A 12,157-nucleotide genomic window follows, 5' to 3' on the forward strand; every position below is an offset into this window, starting at 1 on the left:
GCTGTGCTTTCGGCGTTATTGGAGGCGATCACGGGGGTCACGCTTACGGCAGTCCCGCTCATGACGACGCGACGTCGGACTTGCCGGTCTTGTCATCGGGATGACCTATCGCCGGAACGACCGGAACAGCCGCCGGCGGCGCGATCGGGTCAACACCGGGGTCCTCAAAGGGCGGGTCCGCGGCGGCAGGCGATGCGTGCGGCGGCGCGGCGGCGACAACCGGTTTCTCGACCATCACGGGCTCGCTCGTATGATCATCGACCGCGTCGATCGAGCGATAATCGCGACGATGCTCCTCGGTCTCCGGCGAATGCACGACCTGCGTAGTCTCCGCGCCCGGACCAGATTGCGGATGCTCGCGCATGATCCGTTCGTTTTCCGCCGCCCAGCGCTTTTCCATTTCCTCGAGTTCGGCCTCGCGAACCATCGAATCGAAACCGGAACGAAACTGGCGCGCGACACCACGCGCCTTGCCGACCCAATAGCCGACCACGCGCATCGCCTTTGGCAGATCCTTCGGGCCAATCACGACCAGCGCGACGAAGGCCACGAGCAGAAACTCGGAGGGCGCGATATCGAACATTCAGCCGCGCCTATCTAAAGTCGTCAAGTCCGCCGGCTTCAGGCAGGACGGTCGTCGCGGACGCGATTGCCGTCGCGGTCGAACGCCGGATCGGCCGACTTCTGCGCTTCGATCCGGGCCGAAGGCTTGGCGGGCGTGTCGTCGTCATTCTCGGACATACCCTTCTTGAAATTTTTCACGCCCTTGGCGACGTCGCCCATCAGGTTCGAGAACCGGCCACCGCCGAGAAGGAGGATCGCGACGACCGCGAGGACGAGCAAGTGAATCGGGCTAAAACCGCCCATGGCAATTCTCCTGGAAACTGAACCCTATCTAAGCCTCATCTCGCCGCATTGCCAGCCACCTCGCCATCCCCCGCTCGATCTTCGCCGTCTTCGAGCCGATCAAAGGCGAGATCGACCGGATCGAGCAGCCCGGCAGCACGCAGATCGTCGATTCCCGGCAGGTCGCGGCGGCTCGTCAGCCCGAAATGGATGAGGAATTCGGGCGTCGTCGCGAACATCAGCGGCCGCCCCGGGACATCGCGCCGCCCCGCCGGTTTCGCCCAGCCCGCCTCCATCAGCACGTCGAGCGTCCCCTTCGAGATCTGGACGCCGCGGATCGCCTCGATCTCCGCGCGCGTGACCGGCTCGTGATAGGCGATGATCGCGAGCGTTTCGATCCCCGCGCGGCTCAGTCGGCGCGGCTCCTCGCGGTCGCGGCGCAGCATGTGCGCCATCTCCGGGGCGGTCTGGAATTGCCATCGATCACCGCGCCGGACGACGACGATCCCGCGGCCCGCATAGTCGTCCGCCAGCCGGTTCAGCGCGGCGCGGACATCGCCTGCCCCGACATGCGCACGGATCATATCGACGGTGAGCGGCGCGTCGGTGGCGAACAGCACCGCCTCGACCGCGCGGGTGAGGGCATCGGGCGGCGTCACGATGCGCGGGACGATGCGCGAGCGCGCAGATAGAGCGGCGCGAACGGCGCAGCTTGGCGCAGTTCGATCCGCCCCTGTCGCGCGAGTTCGAGCGCGGCGACGAAGCTCGACGCGAGCGCAGAACGTCGCAACTTCTCGCCCGCCTCGGGCAGGAAACTCTCGATCGCGCTCCAGTCGATCCGTTCGCCGATCAGCGTCGAGACGCGGTCGAGCGCTGCCTCGAGCGTCATCACCTCGCGATCGGCGACGACGTGCATCACCGGCCGCGTCCGCGCCGAGATGCGGCCATAGGCAGCGATCAGATCGAAGATCTCGGCCTGCCACACCGCCTTGCGCACCGTCCGCAGTCCTTCGGGGGCGCCACGGGAGAACACGTCGCGCCCGCTGCGATCGCGCGCCATCAGCCGCGCGCCCGCCTCGCGCATCGCACTCAGCCGCTCGAGCCGGCGCTGCAGCCGCAACGCCAGCGCCTCGGGATCGGGGTCGGCCAGCGGATCGCGGGGCAGCAGCAGCGCCGATTTCAGATAGGCGAGCCACGCCGCCATCACGAGATAGTCGGCGGCAAGCTCGAGCTTGAGCGCGCGCGCGGTCTCGACATAGCCCAGATATTGCTCGACCAGCGCCAGGATCGAGATCCGCCGCAGATCGACCTTCTGCGCGCGCGCCAGCGTCAGCAACAGGTCGAGCGGCCCCTCCCAACCGTCCAGGTCTAGCGTCAAGTGTGCGTCGTCCATCGCCCGACGGTACAGCATCGCACCCGATTGGGCAGCGGCGGATTCCTGCTCGATCGACACGCGGTCGACAGCGCGCGACGGCCGCGATCGGGTGCAGCGCGCAGCGGCAGAAGGCGCCTGGGCCCCCGACCGGCGCAATGCCGGCAGGATGCGACGTATGCCGACACAATATTGCTCTGCGATCCTCGGGTCAGCTCAACCTGTCCTATTATAGGAATGTCATTCCGCCCGAGCCTGGAAGAGGTTGCCGAACCATGTCACAGCCGAGTTCCAGAACGCGCGATGCGTCGTTGAACCGTGCCATCCGGATTGCGGGGGCGGTTTTGTTCGGACTCGTGCTGTTATGCGGCGCGACCGGCATCGCCGCCGCCTGGATGCAGACGGCGGCGTCGCACCGCCATACCGCGGCGACCGCACTGTTCGCCAATCACGAAGCCGCGGCCATGATGCAGGATGCGATCCGCAGCGACGTGCTCGCCGCATTCCAGGTCGCAGCGCCGGGGGGCATGCTCGGACGCAACGAGATCCCAGACGACTTCCGCGCGCATCTCGTCGCGCTGCGCAAACGCATCGCGGCGGACGCCGCGTATACGGGCGACGCCTCGGTCGCCGCGGCCACCTCCAGGCTGTCGGCGCCGACGCGCGCCTATGTCCGGTCCGCCACGCAGCTCGTCGATCGCAGCGGCACCGATCCCGCCGCTGCGCGCGCGATGCTGCCCGGTTTCTTCGATCGGTTCCGCCGCCTCGACGTCGCGATGGACTCGGCGGGGGCGGCGATTGAGGCGAATGCACAGCGGTCCGCGCGCAGTGCGGCGCGGATCGGCACGATCGCGATGGTCGCTCTCGTCATCGCGCTGGCGGTCGGCAGTGCCGGGACCATCGTCTTCGTGACGATGGCGGCGCGGCGCGTCGTGCAGCCGATCATCGGCCTTGCGGACACGATGCGCGCGCTCGGGGACGGCAATCTCGCGGCCGATGTGACGGGGGCGGATCGCGGCGACGAACTCGGCGACATGGCCAGGGCCATTCTGGCGTTCCGCAACCAGCTGCAGGCGGCCGACGCCGAGAAACGGGCGCAGGCTACGCTGATCGTCGACAGCTTGGGCACGGGGCTCACCGCGTTGGCGGACGGCGACCTGACCGTGGAGATCGTCGCCGATCTCCACGCGCCGTTCACCGGGCTCAAGGATAATTTCAACAGCGCGATCGACAGCCTGCGCGACGTCATCGGATCGGTTGCGCAGGCGACGACGACGATCAGCACAGGATCGAGGGAGATCGCTCAGGCGAGCGAGGATCTCGCGCGCCGCACCGAAGGCAATGCCGCCAGCCTGGAACAGACCGCCGCCGCGATCGCGCAGATGGACCAGCGGTTGCAGGCGACCGCGGTCGCCGCCGGGCAGACGGTCGAGCGCGCGGACGGCGCGATCGCCACGGTCGCCGGCGGTCGCGTGATCGCCGACGAGGCGGTCCAGGCGATGACCCGGGTGAGCGAGAGCGCGAAGGGAATCGACAGCGTGATCGAGGGGCTCGACAAGATCGCGTTCCAGACACGCGTGCTGGCGATGAACGCCGCGGTCGAGGCGGGACGTGCGGGCGAGGCCGGACGCGGGTTCGCGGTGGTCGCCGATCTCGTGTCCGCGCTCGCGATGCGCGCCGAGGAAGAGGCCGGGCGCGCGCGCGACCAGCTGACCGCGACGCAGGCCGATATCGGCACCGCGGTGGAGCGCGTGCAGCGCGTCGACGGCGCGTTGTCGGCGATCTCGGCGGACGTCCGCGGCGTGCACGCGCTGCTCGCGGAAATCGCCGATGACAACCGCGCGCAATCGACCGCCATAACCGAGGTCAGCGCCGCGGTCACCGCGATGGACCAGGCGACGCAGCAGAACGCGGCGATGGTCGAGCAGGCGTCGTCCGCCGCGCGCAACCTGACCTCGGAGGTCGCCGCGCTGTCGGACCAGGCCGCGAAGTTCCGCATCGGCGCTGCGCCCGGCCACGGCGCACCGTCAGCACAGCCGACGCAGTACGCCCACCGGTCCGCGGGCGGCTATGGCGGCGGGCGCAGCGCAGTTTGGGCGGAACCGCCGCGGCGCGAGGCCTGGTCACCGCCCGCGAAGGTTGCCGCGATGGCAGATGCGGCAACGTTCGACGACGACGGGTTCGAGTCCTTCTAACGCCGCTGGCTACGCCGCGCCCGACGCCTGCAACAAGGCGTCACGCGTGGCGATCAGCGCGGCAAGATCGCCGGTGCCGCCGCCGACCGACGCCATCGCCCGATCGAGCCGCGCGCGCGACACGGCGGACATCGGCGCGAGCCGATCGGCGATCTCGACCATCTCGTCCATCCGCGCCCAGCAATCGAGCACGACGTCGCACCCCGCGGCGATCGCGCCGGCCGCCTTGTCGCCCGCCGTTCCTGACAACGCCCTCATGTCGATATCGTCGGTCATCAACAGCCCGTCGAATCCGATCCGGTCGCGAATGATCCGATCGATCACGATCGGCGACAAGGTCGCGGGGCGATCGGCATCCCAGGCATCGAACACGATGTGCGACGTCATCCCCATCGGCGCCTGATTGAGCGTGCGGAAGGGTTCGAGGTCAACCGCGAGCTCGGCATCGGTCGCGGTCACGGTCGGCAGGTGATGATGCGTGTCGAGCTTCGCGCGACCATGGCCGGGCATGTGCTTGACGATCCCGACGACGCCGCCCTCGGCCAGCCCCTCGAGCATCGCACGGCCGAGCGCGGCAACGCGCATCGGGTCCGACCCGTAGGTCCGGCAGGACACCGCCTCGGTCGTATCGGGCTGCGACACGTCGAGCAGCGGCGCGCAGTCGACGCTGATGCCGACCTCGCTGAGCATCACCCCCAGCGCCTGCCCGTTCGCGCGCGCCGCCTGGATCGCGGTCATCGGCGCGCGCTCATACGCCGCGTCGAACACCGGCCCCGCCGGAAACGCCGGCCATTCGGGCGGCCCCATCCGCGCGACGCGGCCACCCTCCTGGTCGATCAGGATCGCCAGATCGTCACGACCCGCCAGCGCGCGCAGCGAATCCGTGAGCGCGCGGACCTGCGCGCGGTCGACGATGTTACGCTTGAACAGAATGTAGCCAGCGGGCTCGCACGCGGCGAAGAACGCGCGCTCGGCGGCGGTGAGGACGGGGCCGGACAGGCCGAAGATGACGGGCTTCATGACTGGGTCCTAAACCGAAAAAATTCTCTTATCGTTCGCCCTGAGCGAAGTCGAAGGGCCTGCCCACCGGAGTTGGCGTTGACTTCGCTCAGCCCGAACGGGGGTGCTCAATAATCCTTCGACACGCGCACGTTCGCGCTCTGGCGGCCTAGCGTCGATATGCTCGACAGCAGCGATAGCCAGCGCGTGACCTGGAACTCGACCTGAGTCGCCGAATAGCCCTGCCCGTCGGTGACGATCTCCGCATACAGCCGCCGCGTGACGTATTTGCCCGCCGCGATCGAGGTACCCTGCCCGGTCTGCGGATCGGCGGGCAGGATACGCAGGCGGTCGAGCCCGGCGGCGCGGCGCACCGCGTTGATCGGGTTCAGGCCATTGCCGCCCCCCTGCAACGCCGCCACCGCCGCGGCCAGCTGCAACGCCTCGGGCGCGGAAAGATTGGTGATCGAGGTGCCGAACAACAGCCGCGAGAGCAGCTCATCCTCGGGTAAAGCGGGCGTGCTGGTAAAACCGATCTCGGGTTTGAGCGCATAGCCCGTCACCCGGATCGACGCGCTGAGCCCGGTCGAATCGGCATTCGCCTCGATATCGAGCGCGGGGTTGGCGGGCACCTGCCCGTCGAAGCGGATGACACCGCGCGCGAGCTCGAACTGGCGACCGGCAAACTCGTAATCGCCGCGAATCAGCGTGGCGCGTCCAGTGATCGCGGGATTGTCGGGCTGGCCGGCGATCTGGAGGTTGGCGGACCATTCGCTGGTCAGCCCCAGGCCGCTGACCATCACCTGGTTCGGCGCACGCGCCTTGATCGCCAGCGCCCAAGGCTTGGTCGGCGTCGCGACTTCCTCGCCGCCGTCGGGCAGGTTGATCTCACGGATGTTGAGCTGCGGCACCGCGCTGGCGGCGGTCGCCTGGCCGAGACGGTAGCGGCTCTTGTTCAGCACCACGTCGCCCGCGATCGTGCCGCCCGAGCCGTTAGACCTGAACGTCAGCGGCCCCGAGACGGTCGCGCCGATATCGTCGCGATTGATCATCACCGCCTTGTCGGCCTGCAGCGTCAGGTCGAGCCCAATCCCCGCCGCGGCGGCGAATTCGAACTGGCCGCTGCCGGTGACCCGGCCCCCCTTGCCCGCATCCGCGCCGAACCGGTCGATCACGAGGCGCGATCCGCCGAACCGACCCGTCGCCTGCACGTTGGTGAGGACGGTGCCGGTGGTCGCGCTCTCGATCCGCGCGCCGTTCGCCTGGACGACGCCGCGCAGCGTCGGGTTGGCGAGCGTGCCGACGACGTCCGCACCGATCGCGACCGGACCCGACAGGTCGAACAATTCGACCCCGGTGAGCCGCCAGAGCGTGTCGGCAGGCCCGCTGTAGCGAAGCTGACCGAACAGGCGCGCGTTGGTGATGCGCGCGGCGAGGTCCCCCTGCCCCAACGGTGCCAGCTGTGCCTGCGCGCGGCCGATCGTCTTGCCGCCCGAGGCGATCACCGCGCGCACGCCGAGCTTGTCGGGCGAGAGCACCGCAGCGACACCGACGTCGATCGGACGCGACGACAGGACGAGACCAGCGCGGCTGAGCCCGCGGATCGTGAGATCGGCCTTGCCGGTCGGCGCGGCGCCGTTCGCGGTGGCGATGTTGACGCGACCCGACGCCGAACCACTGAGCCCCAGCCCGGGATAGCCGATGTCGAGCAATGCAAGCGGCATGCGCGTCAGGCTGGCGTCGACCGCCGTGCTATTGCCGGTGAAACGCCCGCCGACCTGCGCCTCGCCGCCGCCGAAGCTGAGTCTGGTCGGCGCGAGGTGCCAGCCGTCCTCGGCCTGGGTCAGGACCGCGGGAGTGAGCAGTTTCAGCGGGCGACCGTCGAGCGTGCCTTGCGCGGAGACCGCGTAGCTGTTGGCAGTGACCTGCGTGACGCTCTGGATATCGAACGCCCGCCCGCGCGACCCCGCGATCGACGCGCGGATCGTGCCGACGCCGCCGCGCAGCGAGGCCGCGCCGGTGAATCGCGCAAGGCTGAGCGGGCCGCGACGCAGCCCGAGGCCGGTCGCTTTCGCCTCGATCGACGTGCCGGCGGGATCGAGCAAGGTGACGAAATCGAGCTTACCCTGGCGCAGCGTAACGGTGTCGAGTGTCGCGGCCTTGGCAGCGAGATGTCCCTCGATGCGCTGGATCTGCCCGACCGGGCGGAACAGGAGTTCGCCCGAGATACCGCCGCCCGCGACCGCCAACTGTCCGTTGAAGCCGCCATCGACGACCGCGACAGCGCCGCTTGCGCGCGTCCCGGCGACGTTCAGCGCCGCGATCTGGATCGTCGCCCCCGCGCCCGGTGGCAGCAGGATCGCGCCGTTGCTGGTGAACGGCCCCAGCCGCGATCCGCCCGCCGCGGTGAACGCGAAGCCCTGCGGCGTCGGGTCGAGATGCGCGCGGACGTTCGACAGGCCGAGCGTGGCGTTGGGGCTGGCAAAAACGAGGTCGAGCGCCGGTTTCTCGATCTGACCGTCGAGGTTCAGCGTCACCGGGCCGTAGGTGGCTTGCCGCCCGCCGCCCTCGAAGTGGAACGTCCCGTCACGCCTGCGATAGCCGTTGCCGGTCAGCCGGATCTGCGGCGCGGTCAGCACCAGGTTGGTGAAGTGCAGCACGCCGTCGGTGGTGCGTTCGAGATTGGTGGTGATTCGCGGCAGGCCGCCCGCGAGGCTGCGGAAGAACGCGTTGTCGAGCCGCACCATCTGCGCGCTGCCCTGCCCGATCACGCGCGTGCCCTTGCGGTTCGGACCGGGCACTACGCGCAACGTCGATTTGACGTCGACGATGCCGAGGCCGGGGATCAGATACCGCCCGAGCCCGCCGTTGATACCAACCTCGAACTGGCCGCTGCGCAGATCGACTGCCAGATTGATGCTGCCGCTGAGCTTGTCGGACCGCAAACGGAGCGCGTCGCCGGTCAGTAGCGTCGGCGTCACGCGGAGCAGTCCGTCGACCGACAGGTTGCGTAGGATGCCCCCCGCCACGCTGCCGACCCCGGTCACGCGCGCGGCGGTGAAGCGGATCGGCACGGTGACCGGCGCGGCGGACAGGCGCCCTTTGCCTGCCGCGTGCGCGTTCTCGAACCCGGTCTGATCGAAGGCGAAACGGCCCGCATCGATCCGGTAGTCGAACGCCGCGGTCGCGAACGGCCCGTCGAGGATCGCACGCAGCTCGACCATGTTGCCGGTCATGGTGTCGAACAACGCCTGCGGCCTCAGCAGCCGCGCCTTTATCCGGACGTTGCGATACGCGTTCGTGCCGAGATCGACGATGCCGGTTGTGTCGATCGCGAGTGCAGGCGTGCGCAGCGAGAGGGTACCGTCCAGCCGGCGGTTGGCGAACCCGGCGCTGCCGTTGACGAGCACGCGCGGCGCGGTCAGCCGTTGCAGCCTGCCCTTGAGGAGCGACGACGGCGAGAGCGTGCCCGACAGCGTGTAACGCCCCGCAACCTGCGCGAGCGCGAGGTCGACGACTCGGGTCGTCCCGATCATGCCGTTCGCGCGGCCGCTCCATTTCGCCCAGCTGCCGTCGCCGGTGACCGCGAGCGCGACCGGGCCCTTCGCCCTGACCATCCGCGCGAGGACGCCGTTGGCCGCGCCCTTTGCGGCGACGTCGATGTCGAAGCGGTCGCGCGCGGGTTCGGCATCGATCCGCAGCTTCAGATCGTCGCTGCCGGCGACGCGGGCTTTCAGGTCGACCAGCGCGCGCCCCGAGCGGATGTCGGCGCGTCCGTCGAGCGTGCCGATCCGCTGCGTCCCCAGCACGCGCTTCGCCAGCGTCAGCCGCCCGACCGAGAGCTGGCCGATATGGATATCGAAATCGGGCAGGATCGGGCCACGGGTCTGCGACGGGCGAGTCCGCGGCGTATGCGTCAGGATCGCGCGATCGACGATCAGCCGCTGGATCTCGAGCCGGTTCGAAAACCAGTCGAACGGCGACCAGTCGAGTTCGACATTGGGCGCCTGGAAGACCAGCCCTTCCAGATCATACACGCGCAAATCGACCAACCGCGTATCGCCGTACAGCGATCCCTCGATCCGCCCGACCGTAAAGCGCAGCCCGTTGGCGGTCCTGATCGCCGCAATGCGGTCCGCGACGAAGCGGTGGCCGATTCCCGTGTCGACGATCAGCAATGCGGTCCCGACGATCACGAGCAGCGCCATGACCGCGCTGACGATCCACCGCCACCACGCGATGCGAGGCTTTGGGAGAGCGGCGTCTTCGCTCAAAACGCCTGCCCCAGCGATACGTACACCGCGATGCGGCTATCGCCCGGCTGCGGGTTGATCGGCGTGCCGACGTCGAGCCGGATCGGGCCGAAGTTCGAATAATAGCGCACGCCGATACCGGTGCCGTATTGCAGCCCGGTGAATTTGGGCAGTGGCGACGTATAGATGTTGCCCGCGTCGAGGAACGGCACGATCCCGAAACTGCCCAGGACGCGCACGCGCGCCTCGATCGAGAATTCGGTCAGGCTGCGCCCACCGATCGGGTCGTTGTTGGGATCGCGCGGCCCGATCGACTGATAGCCATAGCCGCGCACCGACGCGCCGCCGCCCGCGTAGAACCGCCGCGAGGGGGCGACCTCGTCGCGCGGTGCGCCGACGATCGTGCCGAGCCGGGTGCGCGCCGCGAGCACCACGCGGTCGCCGAACGGCTGGTACACGCTGCCGTCGAACTGCGTGCGCGCATAGCCGAACACCGAATTCTGCAACGAGACCTCGGGGCTGAGCCGCGCACCAAGGCGGAACCCCTTGGTCGGGTTCAGCAGATCGTCCGAGCCGTCGTAATTGAGCGTGGTCGGCAGCGCCCCGATGAAGAACGTTCGCCGCCGCGGCGCGCCCGTCGATACGATGACGTCGCGCTCGTCCGATGCGATCAGCTCGGCGCCCAATGACCAGGTCCAGGTCTTCTGGAAGAAGATGTTGGTCTGCCGTTCCAGGCTGCCCGCGAGCGAGAAGGTCTTCGCGTCATACGCATCGCGATTGGTATGCACCCCGGACGCCTGGAGCGTGAGAACCCGGTCGCGCGCGTGGAAATTGTTGCGCCGGAACACGATCGAGCCGAGCTGCTCCTGCGTCCCCAGCACGCCGCGCACCGTCAGCGCGCCCTCGGGCGGGAACAGGTTGCGATGCGTCCAGCTGAGTTCCGCGCGTGCGCCCTCGCCCGTGCCATAGCCGAGCTCGCCCGCGACGGTGCGCGGCGGCGCCGGATCGAGCTTGACCGCGACGTCGACGGTGTCGGGCGTGGCGCCCTGCACCGGCTTCAGATCGACCGCGGACACGAGGCTGGTCTGGACCAACGCGCGGCGCAGATCGTCGAGCTTGGCCGCGTCGTACATATCGCCGGGCGAGAAGCGCGCGATCTCCGCGACATGATCCGCGCCGAACACGCGGTTGCCGGGCAACGCGCGGATCGCGCCGAATTTGCGCGCGCCGCCGGGCTCCACCGACAGATCGAGCGTCGCGGTGCGGGTGGCGTGATCGACGACGATCGCCGGATCGCCGACCTTGGCGAACGGAAACCCCTCGCGCCCGATCTGCGTCGTCAGCTTGGCCTGCCCCGCGACGATCGCGTCCGAATTGACCGGATCCGCGGGCTTCACGCCGAACGCGGCCGCCAGGTCCGGCGCCTTGTCGCCCGCAGCGGCGAGGCCGTCGATCGTCACCCCCTTGAAGGTGTAGAGCGTGCCCGGCGCCGCCGACAGCACGACCATCGGCTTCGCGCCGGGCTCGACCCGCGTGACGACGGCGGCATCGTAATAGCCCGCGGCGCGCAGCAGGCTGTTGAGCAGGTCGGCGTCCTCGTGCGCGCGGCGATCGAGTTGCGCAGCGTTGGCGGGCTGGTGATCGTTCGCGTCCAGCGTCGACAGCGCGGCGAACCGCTGCCGCAGCAGCGTGTCGTTGATCCCGTCGATGCCGTCGATCCGCCAGGCATAGCGGCTCTCCGTATTGGCATCGACCGTCGCGATCGTCGTCGCCGGGTCGATCGGTGCGCTCGCAAGATCGGGCCAGGCGACACCGATATCGGGCAGCGCGGCGAGCGGCGAATTGGGATCCAGCGACATCGGCGTATCGGCCGGTGTGGTCTGCGCAGGCGCAGGCGCGGTCTGCGCCCCCGCCCCGGACGCGGCCACGGCGGTCGTCAGAACGAAAAAGGCGGCGGCCGGCCCGGCTCGCGCGACGCGGAACACCATATCCGGCTCCTAGCCGGGCTTGTCGTGGCGGAACAGTATGTAACGCCGTATTTCCGCCACGTTTCGTCGGCGCGGCCGAACGCGCGCGGCGTAGACGTGGGCATGTCGCTGTGACTGGCATCCCACGGTCGCGCGTGGCAGGACAGGGCGATGGCCGATCCGACTTCCCGCGAACCCCTTCCCCCCCACAAGGACCCCAGTGCCGCGGGCGGATTCCTCGTTGCGCTCGGCATGCTCGGCGGCGCGGGAGTCGGTTTCGCGATCGGGCAGGCGACGCCGGGGTTTCTGATCGGGACCGGGGTCGGCGTCGCGGCAGCGGTCCTCGTGTGGTTGCGCGACCGGCGGTAGACGCCCCGGCCCTCACCCCATCCGTTCGTCCTACGTAGTCGCTGCAGCCAGCGTATCGAGACGGCGAAACTTCTGATCCTCCCCCGCCAGGGGGAGGTGTCACCGCAGGTGACGGAGGGGGAGGACACGGAACACGGGTTAGCGCCTACCTCCCCC

The 12,157-nt window shown here is 69.2% G+C and carries 9 protein-coding genes; 2 read left to right on the forward strand and 7 right to left on the reverse strand.

The window, feature by feature from the left end; all coding sequences use genetic code 11:
* Nucleotides 1-58: 58 nt before the first annotated feature.
* The 4 genes from tatB to ASE88_RS15945 are packed head-to-tail and all read right to left on the reverse strand — an operon-like array spanning nt 59 to nt 2,239.
* Nucleotides 59-583, reverse strand: a complete 525-nt coding sequence (gene tatB / locus ASE88_RS18480; RefSeq protein ID WP_082466607.1) for a Sec-independent protein translocase protein TatB — start codon at nt 581-583, stop codon at nt 59-61.
* 38 nt (nt 584-621) lie between these two features.
* Nucleotides 622-867 carry a Sec-independent protein translocase subunit TatA gene (locus tag ASE88_RS15935; RefSeq protein ID WP_055880913.1) on the reverse strand — a complete coding sequence of 82 codons (246 nt, stop codon included), beginning with the start codon at nt 865-867 and terminating at the stop codon, nt 622-624.
* A gap of 35 nt (nt 868-902) precedes the next feature.
* Nucleotides 903-1,505 (reverse strand): SMC-Scp complex subunit ScpB, encoded by a 603-nt coding sequence (gene scpB, locus ASE88_RS15940; RefSeq protein WP_056479807.1) that lies wholly within the window; start codon nt 1,503-1,505, stop codon nt 903-905.
* Complete coding sequence (locus ASE88_RS15945; protein WP_056480361.1) at nt 1,502-2,239, reverse strand: segregation and condensation protein A; 738 nt, start codon at nt 2,237-2,239, stop codon at nt 1,502-1,504. Before ASE88_RS15945 ends, scpB begins: the two co-directional genes overlap by 4 nt.
* Nucleotides 2,240-2,529: 290 nt before the next feature.
* Between ASE88_RS15945 and ASE88_RS15950 the strand changes: the two genes are divergently transcribed.
* Entirely contained in the window at nt 2,530-4,413 is a 1,884-nt protein-coding gene (locus tag ASE88_RS15950) for a methyl-accepting chemotaxis protein (protein ID WP_321163432.1), read from the forward strand.
* A gap of 9 nt (nt 4,414-4,422) precedes the next feature.
* Here ASE88_RS15950 and ASE88_RS15955 read toward each other — a convergent pair whose 3' ends face one another.
* From ASE88_RS15955 to ASE88_RS15965, 3 genes are all read right to left on the reverse strand, one after another.
* Entirely contained in the window at nt 4,423-5,433 is a 1,011-nt protein-coding gene (locus ASE88_RS15955) for a glycoside hydrolase family 3 N-terminal domain-containing protein (RefSeq protein ID WP_056479810.1), read from the reverse strand.
* Between the two features lie 107 nt (nt 5,434-5,540).
* Complete coding sequence (locus ASE88_RS15960; protein ID WP_056479813.1) at nt 5,541-9,620, reverse strand: translocation/assembly module TamB domain-containing protein; 4,080 nt, start codon at nt 9,618-9,620, stop codon at nt 5,541-5,543.
* Between the two features lie 62 nt (nt 9,621-9,682).
* Nucleotides 9,683-11,653: an autotransporter assembly complex protein TamA gene (locus tag ASE88_RS15965; protein WP_056479816.1), complete on the reverse strand. Its 1,971-nt coding sequence runs from the start codon at nt 11,651-11,653 to the stop codon at nt 9,683-9,685.
* Nucleotides 11,654-11,803: 150 nt separating this feature from the next.
* Between ASE88_RS15965 and ASE88_RS15970 the strand changes: the two genes are divergently transcribed.
* Complete coding sequence (locus ASE88_RS15970) at nt 11,804-12,001, forward strand: hypothetical protein (protein WP_055880930.1); 198 nt, start codon at nt 11,804-11,806, stop codon at nt 11,999-12,001.
* Nucleotides 12,002-12,157: the final 156 nt, after the last annotated feature.

Origin of the sequence: Sphingomonas sp. Leaf38 (assembly GCF_001421825.1) — a bacterium.
Classification (GTDB): domain Bacteria; phylum Pseudomonadota; class Alphaproteobacteria; order Sphingomonadales; family Sphingomonadaceae; genus Sphingomonas.

Excerpts from the sequence above, each read along its gene's own strand:
- ASE88_RS15970 (WP_055880930.1), top strand. The coding sequence starts at position 11,804 with ATGGCCGATCCGACTTCCCGCGAACCCCTTCCCCCCCACAAGGACCCC.
- ASE88_RS15955 (WP_056479810.1), bottom strand. The coding sequence starts at position 5,433 with ATGAAGCCCGTCATCTTCGGCCTGTCCGGCCCCGTCCTCACCGCCGCC.
- ASE88_RS15935 (WP_055880913.1), bottom strand. The coding sequence starts at position 867 with ATGGGCGGTTTTAGCCCGATTCACTTGCTCGTCCTCGCGGTCGTCGCG.
- ASE88_RS15945 (WP_056480361.1), bottom strand. The coding sequence starts at position 2,239 with ATGGACGACGCACACTTGACGCTAGACCTGGACGGTTGGGAGGGGCCG.
- tatB (WP_082466607.1), bottom strand. The coding sequence starts at position 583 with ATGTTCGATATCGCGCCCTCCGAGTTTCTGCTCGTGGCCTTCGTCGCG.
- ASE88_RS15960 (WP_056479813.1), bottom strand. The coding sequence starts at position 9,620 with ATGGCGCTGCTCGTGATCGTCGGGACCGCATTGCTGATCGTCGACACG.
- ASE88_RS15965 (WP_056479816.1), bottom strand. The coding sequence starts at position 11,653 with ATGGTGTTCCGCGTCGCGCGAGCCGGGCCGGCCGCCGCCTTTTTCGTT.